Raw genomic sequence first — 19,019 nt, 5'->3', positions numbered from 1 at the left:
TGACAGTCGTGTTGTGCCAGGTTGCCCCGTGGTCGGTTACCGTGGCGCGCATGTACCCGGTCGGACTGCCCCAGTACACCTATCCCCCACGTCGACATCCCTGGGAGATCGGGTTGCTCGTCGTCGTGATCCTGTTCACAGTGCTGCTCTACATCGGCGCGATTTTCGGCATCATCGGATATCTCGCCGACCCCGAGCACGTCCAGCTGAACATCATCATCGTCGCGCTGGCCGCCACTCCGCTGACCTTGTTCCTCGGTCGAGGCATCCTCTACGGGCAGCAGCGGGTGAACGGCGTCAAGATGTCGCCCACTCAGTTCCCCGAGGGCTACGCGATGGTCGTCGAGGCAGCACAGCGCTTCGGCCTGCAGGAGCTGCCCGACGCCTACGTCGTGCTGGGCAACGGCCAGATCAACGCCTTCGCGAGCGGCCACGGCTTCCGCCGGTTCGTCGTCGTCTACAGCGACTTGTTCGAGATCGGCGGCGAGGCGCGCGATCCGGAGGCACTGGCCTTCATCATCGGTCACGAGGTCGGTCACATCGCCGCCGGGCACGCGTCCTATTGGCGGCAGTTCGCCCAGACCGCGATGAATTTCGTCCCGTTCCTGGGCACCTCGCTGTCGCGCTCCATGGAATACACGGCCGACAACCACGGATATGCCATGCGCCCCACCGGAATTCAGGGGGCCATCGGCGTCATGGCGGCCGGCAAGTATCTGCTCAAGCGGGTCGAGTTCGACACCCTGGCCAACCGCGCCACCCTGGAAACGGGCTTCTTCGTCTGGCTCGTCAACATGCTGTCCAGCCACCCCGTGCACACCTGGCGCGCAGCCGCGTTGCGGAATCGGCAGCAGGCCGGGTCGTTGTTCTTCCGGCCCAAGCTGCTGCCGCCGACTCCCATCCCTCCGGTGCCGCCGCTCCTACCGCCCGCACCGCCGCCGATTCCGCACGGCTACCTGCCGCCTCATCAGGCGTACACGTTCGGTAATCCGCCGCCGCGTTACTAGTCGAACGTCGGCGGCTCGGTGCGCGTGCGCTTGAGCTCGAAGAAGTACGGGTACGAGGCAAAGATCACCGACGCATCCCACAGCTTCCCTGCCTCTTCACCGCGCGGGATCTTGGAGATCACCGGGCCGAAGAACGCCACACCGTTGACGTGGATCGTCGGGGTGCCGACATCCGGGCCCACCTTGTCCATCCCGGCGTGGTGGCTGACGCGCAGTGCCTCGTCGTAGTCGGTGGACTCGGCGGCGTCGGCCAGCTCGGCCGGCAGGCCCACCTCGGCCAGCGACTCGGCGATGACCGCCGGAAGATCCTTGTTGTCCTGGTTGTGGATCCGGGTACCCAGCGCGGTGTACAGCGGCTCCAGGATCTCCGGACCCTTGGCCTGCTCGGCGGCGATGGCCACCCGCACCGGTCCCCAGGCCGTCTTCATGAGTTCCTGGTAGCGCTCCGGCAGGTCCTCGCGTCCCTCGTTGAGGACGGCCAGGCTCATCACCCGGAACTTCACGTCGATATCGCGAACCTTCTGGACCTCCAGAATCCACCACGAGGTGATCCAGCACCACGGACACAGCGGGTCGAACCAGAACTCGGCGAGGTCCTTCTTGTCTGCAGACATAACGCGCCTTTCGAATGTGATGTGGCCGGCCTAAAGGGGGACGTCTAACCCAACTCACGATCCCACCCCCGTGTTCCCATCACGCACGAATGACCGTCTACCGGCTACGTTGGGTACGTGGCACTTCCCAACCTCACCCGTGACCAGGCCGCGGCCCGAGCCGCAGCGATCGACGTCCAGCACTACGCGATCACCCTCGACCTCACCGATGGTCAAGGCGGTCCCAGCGAAGAAACCTTCCACTCCTCGACCACCGTCACCTTCACGGCGCAGCCGGGGGCCACGACGGTCATCGATATCGCCGCCCGCACGGTGCGGCGCGTCGAGCTCAACGGCGTCCAGATCGACGTCAGCGGGTACGACGAGGAGAACGGCGTCACGCTGCCGGAGCTGGCTGCCACCAACACCGTGGTGGTGGAGGCCGATTTCGAGTACTCGCACACCGGTGAGGGTTTGCACCGCTTCGTGGATCCGGTCGATGACGAGGTGTACCTCTACTCCCAGTTCGAGACCGCCGATGCCAAGCGGATGTTCGCCAGCTTCGACCAGCCCGACCTCAAGGCCGCCTTCGACGTCACGGTGACCGCCCCGGCCCATTGGCAGGTGATCTCCAACGGAGCACCGCTGTCGGTGGCCGACGGTGTGCACACCTTCGCGACCACCCCGAAGATGAGCACCTACCTGGTGGCACTGATCGCCGGACCCTACGCGCGGTGGAACGACGTGTACTCCGATGACCACGGCACCATCGATCTGGGCATCTACTGCCGCGCCTCGCTGTCGGAGTTCATGGATGCCGATCGGCTGTTCACCGAGACAAAACAGGGATTCGGCTTCTACCACAAGAACTTTGGTACGCCGTACGCCTTCGGAAAATATGATCAGCTGTTCGTCCCCGAATTCAACGCGGGTGCCATGGAGAACGCCGGAGCGGTGACGTTCCTGGAGGATTACGTCTTTCGGAGCAAGGTCACCAAGTACTCCTACGAGCGCCGCGCCGAGACCGTGCTGCACGAGATGGCGCACATGTGGTTCGGCGACCTGGTCACCATGCGCTGGTGGGATGACTTGTGGCTCAACGAGTCCTTTGCGACGTTCGCCTCGGTGCTCTGCCAGGCGGAGGCCACCGAGTACACCGAGGCGTGGACCACCTTCGCCAATGTCGAGAAGTCATGGGCGTATCGCCAGGACCAGCTGCCGTCGACCCACCCGGTCGCCGCAGATATCCCGGACCTGGCGGCGGTCGAGGTGAACTTTGACGGCATCACCTACGCCAAGGGCGCCAGCGTGCTCAAACAGCTTGTGGCGTATGTCGGTTTGGAGAACTTCCTGTCGGGCCTGCGCGCGTACTTCACGGCGCACGCGTTCGGCAACGCGACGTTCGACGATCTGCTGGGCGCCCTGGAGGAGGCCTCGGGACGCGACCTGTCGGACTGGGGCACACAGTGGCTCAAGACCACCGGGCTCAATACGTTGTCACCTGACTTCGAGGTGGACAGCGACGGGAAATTCACACGTTTCGCCGTCAAGCAGTCCGGCGCGGCCCCGGGTGCCGGGGAGACGCGAGTGCACCGCCTCGCCGTCGGGATCTATGACGACGTAGACGGCAAGCTGGTCCGCGTACACCGCGAAGAGTTGGACGTTGAAGGGCCGTCGACAGATGTTCCTTCATTGCAGGGCGTCTCCCGCGGCAAGCTGATCCTGGTCAACGACGACGACCTCACGTACTGCTCTCTGCGGCTCGATGACGAGTCACTGGAAACCGTGCTGTCACGGGTGGCCGATATCGCCGACCCGTTGCCGCGCACGCTGGCGTGGTCGGCGGCCTGGGAGATGACGCGCGAGGCGGAGCTGCGAGCGCGCGATTTCGTGGCACTGGTGTCCTCCGGCGTGCACGCCGAGTCCGAAGTCGGTGTGGCGCAACGCCTGCTGCTACAGGCACAGACGGCGCTGAGCTCATACGTGGAACCCGGATGGACGCGCGAGCACGGCTGGCCGGCCTTCGCCGACCGGCTGCTGGAGCTGGCGCGTGCTGCCGGACCGGGCTCAGATCATCAGCTGGCTTTCGTGAACGCCTTCACCACCTCGGTGTTGTCGGCAGGACATACCGTGGTGTTACAGGCGCTGCTGGACTCCGATCCGGCGTCGCTGGACCTGCCGGGCCTGACGGTGGACACCGACCTGCGGTGGCGAATCGTGAACGCGCTGGCGGCCTCTGGGGCTCTGGAGCCGGACGCTTCGGTGTTCATCGATGCGGAGCTGGAGCGCGACCCGACCGCGGCGGGTAAGCGTCAGGCAGCCCAGGCTCGGGCGGCCCGTCCGGTCTCCGAGGTGAAAGAAGCCGCGTGGAAGCAGGTCATCGAGGATGACGCGCTGCCGAACATCACCGCGCGTTCGGTAATCGCGGGAATCGTGCAGCCCGGGCAGGCCGAGCTGCTGGCGCCGTTCGCGGGTCGCTACTTCGATGTCATCGAAAATGTGTGGGCGCGGCGTTCCAGCGAAGTGGCCCAGACCGTGGTGATCGGCCTGTACCCCTCATGGGACATCTCGCAGCGCGCCGTCGAGTCGGCGGACGGCTTCTTGACCAAGGAGATCCCGTCGGCGCTGCGCCGTCTGGTTTCCGAGGGACGCGCCGGGATCGTCAGGTCATTGAAGGCCCGCGAGTTCGACGCCCAATAGCGCCTCCCCCTCGCGTTAATCCTTCGCTCGCGGCCACCCTTCGCGTCGAGTGCATACCAGGCGCAGGCCTTCACGCGATTCGTCTGCGCACGGTATGCACTCGGCGAGCGAGGGCTTCCCGCACTCGTCGAATGATGTCGTCGGGGTGGTCCTCGGCGACCACTCTGACAATCAGCCAGCCCAGACCTTCGAGCATCTCCGGCCGCTGGATGTCCTTCACGTACTGTCGGCGGTTACTGCGGTGGTGATCTCCGTCGTATTCGACGCCGACCATGACGTCCTCCCAGCCCATGTCGACGTATGCGAGTGGAACGAAATCGCCGTTGTGCACCAGGATCTGCGTGGTAGGGCGTGGCAGTCCAGCCCGAATCAGTAGCAATCGGAGCCAGGTCTCCTTCGGCGACTGCGCACCGGGATCCACCAAATCGAGCGCCGCCCTTGCCTTGCGTATTCCGCGCCGACCCCTGTAGCGCTCTGCGAGGCTTAGTACCTCAGCGGTCGTAAGCCCGGTTGCCCGGCACAACGCATCGACAGCGGGCACCACATAAGCGTCCGGGTACCGACCCGCCAGATCGAGTGCAGTGCGAGCTGGAGTCGTGACGCACATACCGCGAACAATGCACACCTCGTCGGCGGGAAGAACGGATCGAAGCGTGACTACACCCGGTTCACGGCGTCGGTTGTGGTCGTCAACAATCTCCGCTGGCCGAGAGGGATCGATCCATTGCGCACCGAGCAGCGCTGCCGCCAAGAACCCGGCGAGCACACCACGACGACGCGAGCGAAGCCAGGCGGCCTCCGCACGGATCGTCGGTGTTATCACGATGCCTCGCGGAACGTAGACATCCTTATGCCAAGCCACATAGTTGGTGATCAGTGCGTGCCGGGTCAGTAGACCTGCACGAAGCGCTTGACTTCCGAGAAAAGCCCCGCTCCCCATCACGGAAGGATGCAACACACGTCTGACAACTCACCGAACGCATACCAGGTGCATGAGATTCAGCCCAGTTGACCTGCACCAGGTATGCACTCGACACAAGGCAATACGCGGAGAACCGCGCGAGGAGAACGAACGATCAGGGGCGCGCGATGGCGGCGCTTATTACGCGCACCGCACTGATGATCCCGTCGAGCAGGTTGCCCTCTTTGAACGACGCCACGGCGGCAGCGACACCGAGGTCGGCGGCCGACTCGACGCCGCGCCCCTTGAGCCCCTCGCCGTAGACGACCTCAACAACATGCTGGTTGGGCGACACAGCGATCAGCACAGCCTCATCCGGCGTCGGCACCTTGAGGAACACGTCCCGCGCTCCGGTAGCGGTATCGGATCCCAGATCGCCGATGTACACCGAGAACCGGGCCTTCGACTGACGAGACCCGTAGGTCAGGGCGTCGTCGAGGGTCGCCAGCTCGTAGTTGGGGAACGGGTATTCAACCGACAGGGCGCCGGGCTCGGTAACACCCGAGATGCGTCCGCTGATGGTCTCGGCCCAGCCGCGAGGAAGATCGGCAGGAGCGGTCTTGGTCACTTCACCACTTGCCACGTGCGGACCCTCCAATCGCCTCGGTGCCGGCATGCCCATGACCGTGGCCATGCCCATGGGCATCGCCAACGTTTTCGTCGACGGCGGCCCACAGGATCGGCGCGTGCGTCCAGCCGTCATTCATGTTGAAGGTCGCGGGGTGCGGACCCTTCTTACGCATCGTCCACAATCCGACGAGTACGAAGAAGACCGGCGTGATCAGGGCTACCCAGACCGGCATCCCGATGTATGTGGGGCTGTTGAGAAAGCTCACGATGCAAACCGTAGCCGACCGCGCCGGGAACTCACGCCGCGCCCTCCCCTAGATATCGCACCCATGCCGGGTCGAGTTCCTTGACCGACGACAGCAGGCGCCAGTGTTGCCCCTTGGGCGGCATCGGTGTGGTGTGAAGCGACCAGCCCAGCTCCGCCAGCATCCGGTCCGCCTTGCGGTGATTACACGAGGAACAGCAGGCCACGCAGTTCTCCCAGGAGTGCGTGCCGCCCTTGCTGCGCGGGATGACATGGTCAATGGTGTCGGCGCGTCCACCGCAGTACGCACAGCGGAACCGGTCTCGATGCATCAGCGCGGCGCGCGTCATCGGGACCCGTGCCCGGTATGGCACCCGCACGAAGGCCCTGAGCCTGATCACCGATGGGACCGCCACCGACGTCGTGGCGGAATGAATGATGGGAGCACCCGGGTCGTCGTGCACCACATCGGCCTTACCGCACAGCAGCATGATCACGGCGCGACGCATCGGCAGCGCTGTGAGCGGCTCATATGTGGAGTTCAGCAATAACACGCGACGCCGGCCCCAGAGGGAACCGGCGTCGTTGGAGTGCTGTGGGGGAATGGCCCCAGGGACCCTTGTCCCTGAGACACTGTGCAGTATTCGGGCCGACCCGTTCTGGGTCGGCCCAGCGCTGGCACTGTTATGCCGGTGCCCGCGGCCCTTCTTGTGTTGCACCATCACAACCAGTGCACCACGATTCCGCGGTCTTCGCACGACAATTTATGCCGTGTTCGCAGGTCAATCCAATGAACATCCCGTAACCAACCCGGCTGATCTGCCGAAGCGTGTACCGGCACAATGGCGTACGTGGCAGCCCCTACCCCTGAAAACTTCTACGACGCCGTCGGTGGCGCCGCCACTTTCCACGCGATCGTGGCCCGCTTCTACGAGCTTGTCGCCGAGGACGAGGTGCTGCGGCCCCTGTATCCCGAGGAAGACCTCACCGGCGCCGAGGACCGCCTCCGGATGTTCCTCGAGCAGTATTGGGGCGGGCCGCGCACCTACTCGGACCAGCGCGGACATCCCCGGCTGCGGATGCGTCACGCACCGTTTCGGATCGGTCCCATCGAACGGGATGCGTGGCTGCGCTGCATGCGGACCGCCGTCGATTCCATCGACCGGAACACCCTTGACGACGACCATCGCACCCAGCTGTGGAGCTACCTGGAGATGGCGGCGCAGTCGATGATCAACTCGCCCTTCTGACAGTCGGTCGCGATTCGGGACCGGAGCCGCCGTGGTGCAGAATGATCAACCGTGACCGCCGCCGACTTGGGCCAACATGACGACCCTTGGTGGTCGCAGGCCGTCTTCTATCAGATCTACCCGCGGTCGTTCGGCGACAGCGACGGTGATGGCGTCGGCGACCTCGACGGTATTTCAGCAAAACTTGGCTACCTTGACCTGCTTGGTATCCAAGGAATCTGGCTAAATCCTGTTACCAGATCTCCGATGGCCGACCACGGCTATGACGTATCGAATCCGCGAGATATCGATCCGTTGTTCGGCGGGTTGACCGCGATGCACAGGCTCATCGCCTCTGCTCACCGGCACAACATCAAGGTCATCATGGACCTGGTCCCCAACCACACCAGCTCCGAGCACCCCTGGTTTATCGAGGCGCTGGCCGCAGCGCCAGGCAGCGACGCCCGGTCGCGCTACATCTTCCGCGACGGCAAGGGCACCAATGGCGAACTGCCACCCAACAATTGGCCCTCGGTGTTCGGCGGTCCGGCCTGGACGCGGGTAACCGAACCCGACGGCACCCCCGGCCAGTGGTACCTGCATTTGTTCGCCCCCGAGCAGCCCGATGTCAACTGGGACAACCCGGAAGTGTTCGACGACTTCGCAGAGACCCTGCGCTTCTGGCTCGACCGGGGCATCGACGGATTCCGCCTCGACGTGGCCCATGGCATGGCCAAGCGCCCAGGCCTCCCCGATCTCGAGGACACCGACACCTCGATGCTGCATATCGACGATGAGGACCCGCGTTTCAACAACGAGGGCGTGCACGAGTACCACCGCAAGATCCGCAAGGTGCTCGACCAGTACCGCGATGTGGTTGCCGTCGGCGAGATCTGGGTGAACGACAACACCCGCTTCGCCGAATACGTCAGGCCAGACGAGTTGCATCTCGGATTCAACTTCAAACTGGTAGAGGCCGAGTTCGACGCGGACAAGATCCGCACCGCCATCGAAAACTCGCTCACCGCCGTGAATTCCGTAGGAGCGATGCCTACCTGGACGTTGTCCAACCACGACGTGGAGCGTGAGGTGACGCGCTACGGCGATGGTCCGATCGGCCAGTGGCGAGCCCGTGCCATGGCCCTGGTGATGCTCGCGCTGCCGGGAACTGTGTTCATCTACAACGGCTCCGAACTGGGGCTGCCAAATGTGCAATTGCCCGACGAGGCTCTGCAGGATCCGGTGTGGGAACGCTCCGGCCACACCGAGCGGGGACGCGACGGCTGCCGGGTGCCCATCCCCTGGGAGGGCACGGATCCGCCCTATGGCTTCTCCACCAACGATCAGACCTGGCTGCCTATGCCGCATGGCTGGGCCGATTTCACGGTCGAACGTCAGCTGGAACGCACCGACTCCACGCTGTCTCTGTATCGGCGTGCCATCGAATTACGCAAGAACCGAATGGAATTCAACGGCACCAGCTTGGAGTGGTACGGCAGCCCGCCGGGGGCGCTGGCCTTCCGCGTCAAGGGCGGCGGCCTGACGTGCGCCCTGAACGTCAGCAGTGACCTGGTGGATTTGCCTGAAGGCGAAGTCATCCTGGCCAGCGGGCCCCTCGTCAACGGCAAGCTACCGCGCAACACCGCGGCCTGGATCGTCTAACGGACCCGTAGCGACAGATCGTTCCGGCGGCGATACACCGATCCGAAGCGGGCGTCGAGCCGCAACCACGCCGGTACGGCCCGCACTCGCACCGGTTCATCCTCGGTCGGGCTCGTGGGAACAAATCCCAGTGCGGTCAAGGCAAATACGCATCGCATCGGCACGTCGACCGGCCGGCCGTCTGATCCATCGACGGTGACGACGGACTGATCCAGCAGTGACACGGGCGGACCGTGGGCACTGCCGTGTTCGCGTGCCAGCTCTCCCCCGCGCTGGGCCAGATCGAGCACCGTCCGGGCCGGGATATCGTCGAGATACTCGAAGCCGCTATCGGAGGGCAGCGCACCCCGCCACACCGAGTCCATGGGGAACCCCGTGTGCACGTAGCCCTCCGCATCCGGGACCTGCAGACCACGCAGGACTTCATCGACGGCCGCGGAGATATCGGGCGTCCTCAGCTCACCGCGCACCGCGCGGCAGGCCAATACATCGAATTGCGTTGCGGTCCAGACAACTACCCGACCATCGCCTCGGACGCGCAGCCGCACCACCGCCGACTCGTCCAGGCGGGAAACACGGGTGAGAAAGGTCGCCAGGTCCTTGCGGTCGGAGGCGTCGGGCACCCGTAGCGCAGCCTCACTCACTGTCGCGACCACCGCTGCAGGTACTCACGGTGAGCATCGGTGAGGCGCAGCAGGGTCTGACTGTCAAGATGAAACGTCACCAACTGTGTGTCCGCGATCACCGCGGGCTTGGAGTCCGGTGCCGCGTCGACCGAGCGCACCTCGTAGTTGATCGTGAAGTCCACTGCCCTGATCTTCGACACCCACATGGTCACCTGGAGCGGTGAGTCCGCGAGCCGCACCTGCCCCTTGTACTTCACGTGGACATCTGCGATGAGCAGGCCCGTCGTGGTGATCTCTGCGCCAAAAACGTCGCGCAGGAAGGGCACTCGCGCCTCTTCCAAGATTGTCACCATCGTCGCGTGGTTCACATGCTGGTACATGTCGATATCGGACCAACGGACCGGCACCGCCGCGACATAGCCGGGCTTCTCGCTAACGCTCATCGCACCATCATGCAGGACCGGTGATGCTGCTCCTGATCATCCCTCTGATCTGGCGCGCTGCCACCGACAACGTCGCCAGGTCCGGTTCGCCCGTCGCGAAGATCTCCGCGAGCGTGCCACGAGCCCGCTCCAGACGGGCAGCATTGGTGAACTCCCACTCGGTGATCTTCTGCTCACCCGTCTCATCCGGCTCGCCGACGGAAAGCACATCCATGGTGAGCGCCCGCAGCGAGGAGTAGATGTCATCGCGGATCGCCAACCGAGCCAGGGAATGCCAGCGGTCGTTGCGTTCCAGCTGAGAGACGGCGGTCAGCAGATCGTCCACCCTCAGGTCGTCCATCAGGGTGAAGTACAGATCCGCGACCTCCGCGCCGTCACGGTCGGCGATGTCGGCGATGTCGATGACGTCCAGCAGACTGAAGCCGTACAGGCAGCCGGCGACGTCCCCGGCGAGATCGGCCGGAACGCCCAGCGCCATCAAGTCTTCGGTCTGCTTGGTGACGATCTCCAGGTCGTGACCGCGCAGCCAGGTGGTGAGCTTCGGGGTCAGCTCGGCGATTCCTTGCCCGAATCGGTTGATCTCAGCACCGACCGCCAGAGGCTGCGGCCGGTAGCTGATCAGCCACCGCGATGCCCGATCCAGCAGACGGCGCATGTCCAGGGTCAGTCGGTCCGAAACCGACACCGGCACATCGGCATGCCGGATTCGGTCCCACAGCGACCGCAGCCCAAAGATGGCCTCCACCGCCACATAGGTCTTGAGCCCGTCCACCGAACCCGTCCCGGCGTCTTCGAAAAGCCGGTACACATAGGTGATTCCGCCGCAGTCGACGACCGCGTTCACCAGCATGGTCGCGTAGATCTCTTTACGCAGCGGATGCTTGCGGATCTCGGCGTCGAAGCGCTCACGCAGCTCATTCGGGAAGTAGTGCACCATCCGTCGCTGGGTGACCTCTTGCTCGGGGGCATCACTGGCCAGCAGATCCGCCTTGAGCGCCAGCTTCACGTGCGCCATCAGTGTCGACAACTCCGGTGACGTCAAGCCGATCCCGAGTGCGGCGCGGCGCTCGATCTCCTTCTCGGAGGGCAATGCCTCCAGCTCCCGGTCCAGACCGCGATCGGCCACCAGATGGGCGATCTGCCGCGCGTGCACGCTGAGCAGTGAGGCCGCGTTGGCCCGGCTCGTTCCCATGAGATTGTTCTGGGACTCGTTGTCGGCCAGTACAAGTGCGGCAACATCGTCGGTCATGGACTCCAGCAGCGCGGTGCGCTCGGAGGCCTCGACCTTGCCGGCACTGACCAGCGAGTCGACCAGAATCTTGATGTTGACCTCGTGGTCAGAGCAGTCCACCCCGGCGGAGTTGTCCAGTGCGTCGGTATTGACCCGGCCACCGTTGAGCTCGAATTCGATGCGCCCACGCGAGGTCAGGCCCAGGTTACCGCCCTCGCCGATCACCTTGGCGCGCATCTGGTTTCCGTTGACGCGGACCGAGTCGTTGGCCTTGTCCCCCACCTCGGCCTGCGATTCGCTCTCGGCCTTGACGTAGGTGCCGATACCGCCGTTGAAGAACAGGTCGACCGGGGCCAGCAGGATGGCCCGGATGAGCTGCGGCGGTGTCATCTCGGTGACATCGCTGTCGATACCGAGAGCCTCACGCACCTCGGGGCTGATTGGCACCGACTTCTGTTCCTTGCTGTACACGCCGCCCCCGGCGCTGATGAGCGCCGGGTTGTAGTCGGCCCAGCTGGAGCGCTCCAGTGCGAACATCCGCTTGCGCTCTGCCCACGACGATGCCGGGTCGGGGTTGGGGTCCAGGAAGATGTCCCGGTGGTCGAAGGCGGCCACCAGCTTGATGTGCTGCGAGAGCAGCATGCCATTGCCGAACACGTCCCCGCTCATATCGCCGACCCCGGCGACGGTGAAATCCTCTGTCTGGGTGTCGATCCCCATTTCCAGGAAGTGACGTTTGACGCTCTCCCAGGCACCGCGGGCAGTGATTCCCATGGCTTTGTGGTCGTACCCGACGGAGCCGCCGGAGGCGAACGCGTCACCCAGCCAGAATCCGTAGGACTTGGCGACATCGTTGGCGATATCGGAGAACGTCGCGGTGCCCTTGTCCGCTGCCACCACCAGATAGGTGTCATCGCCGTCACGGCGGCGCACCCCCTGCGGCGGGATGACGGCGTTGGTGGCAGTGTCCAAGTTGTCGGTGAGGTCAAGCAGACCGCCGATGAATCGCCGATAGCATTCCACGCCCTCGGCACGGAACGCATCCCGGTCGACGGCGGCATCGCCGGTCGTCGCCGGCGGCTGCTTGACGACGAATCCGCCCTTGGCCCCGACGGGGACGATGACGGCGTTCTTCACGGCCTGCGCCTTGACCAACCCCAGGATCTCGGTCCGGAAGTCCTCGCGGCGATCCGACCAACGCAGCCCGCCGCGGGCCACGGGCCCGAAGCGCAGGTGCACACCTTCAACGCGCGGGGAGTACACGAAGATCTCGAACCGCGGCCTGGGCTCGGGCAGCTCCTCGATCTCACGCGGATTGAGCTTGAAGGCGAGCACCCCCTTGGCCCGGGCCGAGTTCTCGTCCGTCACAAAGTAGTTGGTGCGCAGGGTGGCCTGGATCAGTGCGAAGAAGGCACGCAGCACGCGGTCGGTATCGAGGCTGACGACCTTATCGATCTCCGCAAGAACCTGCTCCGCCTTGTTGTCGGCCAACGTGTTGTCGCTCATGGCCGGATCGAAACGAGCCTCGAACAGTTCGACGAAATCGCGCGCGGTGGCGGAATTGTCGGCAAGCACGGTCTCGATATGTGCCTGGCTGTAGGGGAAGCCGGCCTGCCGCAGGTATTTGGCATATCCGCGCAGGATGGTGACCTGACCGGCGGTGAGCCCGGCGCGTAGCACCAGCTCGTTGAATCGGTCGGTCTCGACGCGGCCGTTCCACACATCGGCGATCGCGTCGGTGAAGAGCTGCGCGCGGTGCTGCACACCCTCGGCATCGAAGGTGCGCGCGATCGCCGAATGCACCACGATGCGGAATGCGTACAGCGAGACGGCAAGCCCGTCGGGACGGGTGAAGTGATAGGGACGTTCCTCCATCACGTCCACACCCATGCTGTGCAAGACCGGCAGCACCTGACTCAGCGATGCCGAGCGTCCGCCCAGGTACATGCTGAGCACACCGGTGGCCGGCTCTTCGGCGGCGTCGTAGGCAAGGTCTAGCGAATTATCTTGTAGTCCTTCGATTCTCGCGATATCATCGATGGCGTCTACGGGGGCGACGTTCGTCTTGAAGACCTCGGGCAGGATGACCGAGTAACGCTCGGCGCAGGCGCGATCGATCGGCGAGTCTGGTCGCACCGCGCTCACCAGGCGGTCACTCCAGGTGCGGCTGGTCTGAGTGAGCAGTCCCTGCAAACGAATCCGGTTGGCCTCGGAGGTATCGACACTCGTGGAGAGATTGTCCTCAGGCATACGGATCGTGAAATGGACCAATGCCCAGGGTGATTCGCTGACGCGTGCGGTGTAGTCGATTCCCGTACCGCCGAGCTCACGCACCAGGGTGTCCTGCATGGCCAGTCGAACGGTCGTGGTGTACCGATCACGGGGCAGGTACACCAGGGCGGTCACGAAGTTGCCGAGCTCGTCGGATCGCAGAAACAGCAGCGAACCCGGGTGCGCACCGATGTTCCTCACGGCGGTGACGATGTTTTGCAGCTGGTCCACGCCCACCGCGAACAGCTCCGCGCGGGGCAGGTTCTGCATGATGTCGATGAGCATGTGCCCGGCCAACGAGTCCTGGTTGGCATCCGAGCGCGCAAGCACCTGGTGCACCCGATCGGAGATCACCGGGATGTCCAGAACGTCGGCGTTCATGGCTGCCACGGTGAACACGCCAACAAGGCGATGCTCGATGGCGGGACCGCTGCCGTCGTCCTGCCGAATCACCACAATGTTCGGATAGATCGCATAGCGCAGATAGGTCGGCACGGTGGCCTGCGCCAGAACCAGCAGCTCGTCGTTGTGGGTGAGCTGCGGAAGTACCTCTTCGCGCCGCTTGAGCAGGCCGAGCCGACTCGATTCGTCGACGGTGGCCCGCCCGTCCGCGACGGTGCACCGCTGATATCCGAGCACCGTGAAGTTGCCTTCCACAAGCCAGCGCAGCAGGTTCGCCACCTCGGTCAGTTCAGAGGACGAGAACCGTGCTGTGCCCGCGGAAGCGTCCAGGTCGGAAGCCAGCTCGATGACCGCGTCACGCATGGCGTCGGTGTCCGCGGCGACGTGGCTGCCGTCTTCGAGCGTGTGCGGCAGCTGCGTCTCGATGAAGGCCAGCCGCTCGGCGTCGATGGACGGCGGCAGCTGCAGGTGGATCCAGCACTCGGCACCAATGGCGGTATCGCTGTGCGGGTTGTCGACCGGTACCGCCGACAGCAGAGTGCCATCGGCAGAACGTTCGACCGTGAAAACCGGGTCCATCAGATCCACGATCGCGACGCCCAAACGTCGCAGCAGCACGGTGACGGAGTCGGTGAGCAACGGCGTGTAGTCGGTGACCAACTGCAAAGCGGTTCCGAGCCCCGCATCGTCTCCGTTGTGGTAGACCGCCATCGAAATCGTGTGTGGCGGGCGTTGTGCCGCCAGCCGCAGCAGCGCCCGCATGAGTGCCTCGCGCACGGGCGGCGCCGGCGGTGAGGCGTGGCCGTCAGCGTCCAGCGCTTCGTCCCATTCCTGGTCACCCAGGAATCGGGAATGACTGAACGCAGCCTCCAGTGCCTCAATGGTCGGCACGCCAGATCCATTGGTAGATGGCGTGTTTTCGGGAGTTGTGGTCCCTGTCTTAACAGTCACGCAGAACGCTCCTGGCCGAGTTTGCATGCCGGGTTTCGGCACGCAATCTCACCCTAGTCGCGAGTCAGGCGGCGGTGGGTAACTCTGTGAGGTCTGGCCGCATCGATACCCAAACGTTCAACTTTGTTGTCTTCGTACGCCTGGAAGTTGCCTTCAAACCAGAACCATGAAGCGGGGTTATCGTCGGACCCCTCCCACGCCAGGATGTGCGTGCAGGTGCGGTCCAGGAACCACCGGTCGTGCGAAATGACCACCGCACAGCCGGGGAAAAGCTCGAGAGCATTCTCCAGTGAGCTGAGGGTTTCGACGTCGAGGTCGTTGGTGGGCTCGTCGAGCAGGATCAGGTTGCCGCCCTGTTTGAGAGTGAGCGCCAGGTTGAGACGGTTGCGCTCACCACCGGACAGGACGCCTGCCGGCTTCTGCTGATCCGGACCCTTGAATCCGAAGGCGGAAACATAAGCCCGCGAGGGCATTTCATTCTGACCGACCACAATGTGGTCGAGCCCGTCGGAAACGACCTCCCAGACATTCTTCTTGGGGTCGATGCCGGCGCGGCTCTGGTCGACATAGCTCAGTTTGACGGTCTCGCCCACCTTGACCTCGCCACCGTCGGGGTTTTCCAACCCGACGATGGTCTTGAACAGGGTGGTCTTACCAACGCCGTTGGGGCCGATGACGCCGACGATGCCGTTACGGGGCAGCGTGAACGACAGATCCTTGATGAGGGCTCGTTCCTCGAACCCCTTGTCGAGATGGCTCACCTCGACCACCACATTGCCCAGCCGCGGACCAGTGGGGATCTGAATCTCCTCGAAGTCCAGCTTCCGAGTCTTCTCCGCCTCGGCGGCCATCTCCTCGTAGCGCCCGAGCCGTGCCTTGTTCTTGGCCTGCCGGGCCTTGGCGCCCGAACGCACCCACGCGAGCTCTTCCTGCAAGCGCTTGTGCAGCTTGGCGTCCTTACGCCCCTGCACGGCGATGCGATCGGCCTTCTTCTCCAGGTACGTGGAGTAGTTGCCCTCGTAGGGGTAGGCGCGGCCGCGGTCCAGTTCGAGAATCCACTCGGCCACGTTGTCCAGGAAGTACCGGTCGTGGGTCACGGCCAGGATGGCACCCGGGTAGTTGGCCAGGTGCTGCTCCAGCCACAGCACGCTCTCGGCGTCCAGGTGGTTGGTGGGCTCGTCGAGCAGCAGCAGATCCGGCTTGGAAAGCAGCAGCTTGCACAACGCGACGCGTCGGCGCTCACCACCGGAGAGATGCGTCACCGGCTCCTCCGGGGGCGGACAGCGCAGCGCATCCATGGCCTGCTCCAGCTGCGAGTCGATATCCCAGGCATCGGCGGCATCCAGCTCTTCCTGGAGCTTGCCCATCTCTTCCATGAGCTCGTCGGAGTAGTCGGTAGCCATCAACTCGGCGACCTCGTTGTACCGATTGAGCTTGCCCTTAAGGGCCACGCCGGCCTCGACGTTCTCGCGCACCGTCTTGGTCTCGTCCAGCTGCGGCTCCTGCATCAGGATGCCGACGCTGGCTCCATTGGCCAGGAAGGCCTCGCCGTTGTTCGGCTTGTCGAGCCCGGCCATGATCTTCAGGACGCTGGATTTACCGGCACCGTTCGGACCGACCACACCAATCTTGGCGCCGGGCAGGAAATTCAGGGTGACATCATCGAGGATGACCTTGTCGCCATGCGCCTTGCGGACTTTCATCATCGTGTAGATGTACTCAGCCATTGCCGCGCTGTCGCCTCTCCTCATAAGTTCTTTAGCCGCAGCTCACGACCATTCTTGTGAGCTGCCCGAACCATCCTAGGTGAGAGGCGACCGCGCGGTCGCCGGTGTCAGCTCGGGATCACGCACTCAAGCGCAGGTTTCCCGACTCCTCGCTGCTCTCGTTCGTTTCCTGGAGCTCGGCTGTGGACTCCTCGGCACCCGGATCTGGTTGCTCTGCTGCACCAGCATCCTCCGGCTTGCCGGTGTACCCGGCCTTCTCAATCCGGGCAATGGTCCGCGACAGATCCGGCCCGACGGCGATCGCCTTCATCTCCGTGACCTGACGGCGGTTGCCGTCCTTGTCCTCGAACTCACTGGTGTGCAGATGACCGTGCACGATCACCGGCGCACCCTTCCCTAACGCGGCGCCCACCCCGGTGACCAGCCGGCCCCAGCAGGTGACATTGATAAAGAGGGAGTTCGAATTCACCCAACTACCGTCGTCACGCCTGCGGCGGGCATTACTGGCGACGCGGAACTTGATCATCTCGTCGGAGCCGACCTGGCGTCGCTTGAGGTCCCCGACGACGGATCCGATCACAGTCACTGGAGTTTCAAACATGGTCCGTGCCTTTCCTATCTCTGTATCTGTTCTCAGCACCGCCGATCCGGTGCCCTTGGTGGCTCCAGTAACCCGGTAGGCACCGACACCGCTCCCGACATGTGGGCGGGTTCGAGCGGTGGCTGTGGATGAATGACGGATTGGGGACAACTGGCCGATGAGTCCGACCACCCGTACCTTGCTTGACATGACGGTTTGGATCACGCACCGCCCCGAGGACGAAATCTCCACCGAATTACAGGGCTCATCAGGGCCGTTGGCCGGAGTTCGACTCGCGGTCAAGGACAACGTGGACGTGGGTGGCGTGCCCACCACCGCTGCCTGCCCGGAGTTCGCATACATTCCCGACCACGACGCACCGGCGGTCGCGGCCTTGCGCGCGGCGGGCGCCACCGTGGTGGGCAAGACCAACCTCGATCAATTCGCGACCGGGCTCGTGGGCACGCGCTCCCCGTATGGCGCGGTATCGGACTCGCGCCGCCCCGAATACATCAGCGGCGGTTCCAGTTCGGGATCCGCGGTGGCCGTCGCAACCGGCGAGGCCGATATCGCGATCGGCACCGACACCGCCGGATCCGGGCGGGTGCCCGCCGGACTGCAGGGCATCGTTGGGATCAAACCGACAGTCGGCGTGGTCTCCACCCAGGGCGTGGTCCCTGCCTGCGAATCCTATGACTGTGTCACCATTTTTGCCCGCACACTGGCCACCGCCAATCTGGCGATGGCCGCCATGGGTGCCGCGGCAGGACCCCGCCCATGGCCCGCCAACACCCGACTGGCAGCTCCCCCACAGCCCACTATCGCCGTGCCGCGTGAACTGCCCGCGCTCGACGAGTTGTGGCGCAACACCTTTCACGCGGCCGTAGAGCATCTTCGCGCAACGGGAGCGACCATCGTCGAGGTCGATCTGACGCCGTTCCTTGCCGCCGCGAAACTGCTGTACGAGGGTGCGCTGGTCAGCGAACGCTATGCGGCCGTCGGCGAGTTCATCGACTCCAACCCCGAGGCCGCGCTTGATCCTACTGTCGCGCAGATCGTTTCGGGTGCACGCGATATCCCTGCACATCGTCTGGTGCGCGACCGTGCCGAGGTGCAACGTCTGCGCGAGGAGGCCATGGCCGCCCTGGCCGGTGCGGACGCACTGTTGGTGCCCACCGCACCGTTGCATCCGACGATCGAGCAGGTGCAGGCCGACCCGGTTGGCGTCAACGCGACGATGGGGACCTACACCAACTTCTGCAACCTGTTCGATATGTGCGCGGTAGCGGTGCCCGCGGGAATCGCCGGTGGGGCCCAGTTCGGGGTGACGGTGCTGGCCCGCGCATTCGATGACGCGGTGGCGTTCGATATCGCCGCACTGGTCACCGGAGATGCTGCAGAACAAAATGTTTGGCCCGCCGCGATCACCTTGTCTCATGAGCTCGCAGTGTTCGGCGCGCATCTCAAGGGTGGCCCGCTGGAGTTTCAGCTCACCGATCTGGGCGCGCGCTGGGTCGGTCCGGTGCGCACCGCGCCGAAGTACCGGATGTCGGCGCTGCTCACCACACCCCCCAAACCCGGCCTGACTCGTTCCGAAGAGGATGGGGTGAGCATCGGCGGCGAAATCTGGCGCCTGTCCCCAGCCGCACTGGGCACCTTCCTCGCGCAGCTGCCCGAGCCGATGCTGCTGGGCAAGGTCCAATGCGATGACGGTGTGTGGCGTACTGGGTTTGGCTGCGACGGTGCCGCCGCACAGGCCGGTATCGACATCAGCGAACACGGCAGCTGGCCTGCCGCCATTGCCGCGGGTGCGATTTAGAAC

15 protein-coding genes are annotated in these 19,019 nt (G+C 64.4%); 5 read left to right on the top strand and 10 right to left on the bottom strand.

The features are described from left to right. The first annotated feature begins 50 nt into the window (after positions 1–50). On the top strand, positions 51–1,007 hold the full coding sequence (locus tag DSM43276_RS07200; RefSeq protein ID WP_078328963.1) for a M48 family metallopeptidase: 957 nt from the start codon (positions 51–53) through the stop codon (positions 1,005–1,007). Here DSM43276_RS07200 and DSM43276_RS07195 read toward each other — a convergent pair. Continuing rightward, positions 1,004–1,621, bottom strand: coding sequence for a mycothiol-dependent nitroreductase Rv2466c family protein (locus DSM43276_RS07195; RefSeq protein ID WP_078328911.1), 618 nt, complete (start codon positions 1,619–1,621; stop codon positions 1,004–1,006). The two genes, DSM43276_RS07200 and DSM43276_RS07195, sit on opposite strands and share 4 nt — an antisense overlap. 117 nt (positions 1,622–1,738) lie before the next feature. Between DSM43276_RS07195 and pepN the strand changes: the two genes are divergently transcribed. Beyond that, entirely contained in the window at positions 1,739–4,300 is a 2,562-nt protein-coding gene (gene pepN, locus DSM43276_RS07190) for an aminopeptidase N (protein ID WP_078328910.1), read from the top strand. Positions 4,301–4,370: 70 nt separating this feature from the next. On the opposite strand, the gene DSM43276_RS07185 is transcribed toward pepN, so the two are convergent. The 4 genes from DSM43276_RS07185 to DSM43276_RS07170 all read right to left on the bottom strand — a co-directional run bounded on the left by DSM43276_RS07185 (position 4,371) and on the right by DSM43276_RS07170 (position 6,680). Next, positions 4,371–5,240, bottom strand: a complete 870-nt coding sequence (locus tag DSM43276_RS07185) for an endonuclease domain-containing protein (protein ID WP_078328909.1) — start codon at positions 5,238–5,240, stop codon at positions 4,371–4,373. Positions 5,241–5,376: 136 nt separating this feature from the next. Continuing rightward, complete coding sequence (locus tag DSM43276_RS07180) at positions 5,377–5,844, bottom strand: DUF5130 domain-containing protein (protein WP_078328908.1); 468 nt, start codon at positions 5,842–5,844, stop codon at positions 5,377–5,379. Then, on the bottom strand, positions 5,831–6,097 hold the full coding sequence (gene ctaJ / locus DSM43276_RS07175) for an aa3-type cytochrome oxidase subunit CtaJ (protein ID WP_078328907.1): 267 nt from the start codon (positions 6,095–6,097) through the stop codon (positions 5,831–5,833). The genes DSM43276_RS07180 and ctaJ overlap by 14 nt, the downstream gene beginning before the upstream one ends. 31 nt (positions 6,098–6,128) lie before the next feature. Then, complete coding sequence (locus tag DSM43276_RS07170) at positions 6,129–6,680, bottom strand: HNH endonuclease (RefSeq protein ID WP_109555999.1); 552 nt, start codon at positions 6,678–6,680, stop codon at positions 6,129–6,131. A gap of 237 nt (positions 6,681–6,917) precedes the next feature. Here DSM43276_RS07170 and DSM43276_RS07165 point away from each other — a divergent pair, with 237 nt between their 5' ends. Both DSM43276_RS07165 and DSM43276_RS07160 read left to right on the top strand, forming a co-directional pair. Next, positions 6,918–7,325: a globin gene (locus tag DSM43276_RS07165; protein ID WP_078325418.1), complete on the top strand. Its 408-nt coding sequence runs from the start codon at positions 6,918–6,920 to the stop codon at positions 7,323–7,325. A gap of 51 nt (positions 7,326–7,376) precedes the next feature. Next, positions 7,377–8,966: a glycoside hydrolase family 13 protein gene (locus DSM43276_RS07160; protein ID WP_078328906.1), complete on the top strand. Its 1,590-nt coding sequence runs from the start codon at positions 7,377–7,379 to the stop codon at positions 8,964–8,966. Here DSM43276_RS07160 and DSM43276_RS07155 read toward each other — a convergent pair. The 5 genes from DSM43276_RS07155 to ssb form a co-directional block, all read right to left on the bottom strand. Beyond that, positions 8,963–9,610 (bottom strand): DUF8185 domain-containing protein, encoded by a 648-nt coding sequence (locus tag DSM43276_RS07155; protein ID WP_078328961.1) that lies wholly within the window; start codon positions 9,608–9,610, stop codon positions 8,963–8,965. The two genes, DSM43276_RS07160 and DSM43276_RS07155, sit on opposite strands and share 4 nt — an antisense overlap. After that, positions 9,607–10,035, bottom strand: coding sequence for an acyl-CoA thioesterase (locus DSM43276_RS07150; protein ID WP_078328905.1), 429 nt, complete (start codon positions 10,033–10,035; stop codon positions 9,607–9,609). The genes DSM43276_RS07155 and DSM43276_RS07150 overlap by 4 nt, the downstream gene beginning before the upstream one ends. Positions 10,036–10,042: 7 nt before the next feature. Further along, on the bottom strand, positions 10,043–14,716 hold the full coding sequence (locus DSM43276_RS07145; protein ID WP_078328960.1) for an NAD-glutamate dehydrogenase: 4,674 nt from the start codon (positions 14,714–14,716) through the stop codon (positions 10,043–10,045). Positions 14,717–14,943: 227 nt separating this feature from the next. Further along, positions 14,944–16,617: an energy-dependent translational throttle protein EttA gene (gene ettA / locus DSM43276_RS07140; RefSeq protein WP_078325416.1), complete on the bottom strand. Its 1,674-nt coding sequence runs from the start codon at positions 16,615–16,617 to the stop codon at positions 14,944–14,946. Positions 16,618–16,735: 118 nt separating this feature from the next. Next, positions 16,736–17,218 carry a single-stranded DNA-binding protein gene (gene ssb, locus DSM43276_RS07135; RefSeq protein ID WP_078328959.1) on the bottom strand — a complete coding sequence of 161 codons (483 nt, stop codon included), beginning with the start codon at positions 17,216–17,218 and terminating at the stop codon, positions 16,736–16,738. A gap of 187 nt (positions 17,219–17,405) precedes the next feature. On the opposite strand from ssb, the gene atzF reads away from it, so the two are divergent. Continuing rightward, positions 17,406–19,016 (top strand): allophanate hydrolase, encoded by a 1,611-nt coding sequence (gene atzF / locus DSM43276_RS07130; protein WP_078328904.1) that lies wholly within the window; start codon positions 17,406–17,408, stop codon positions 19,014–19,016. The last annotated feature ends 3 nt before the right edge of the window (positions 19,017–19,019 follow it).

Origin of the sequence: Mycobacteroides salmoniphilum (genome assembly GCF_004924335.1) — a bacterium.
Taxonomy (GTDB): domain Bacteria; phylum Actinomycetota; class Actinomycetes; order Mycobacteriales; family Mycobacteriaceae; genus Mycobacterium; species Mycobacterium salmoniphilum.
This window is presented reverse-complemented; position numbering and strand designations above follow the sequence as displayed.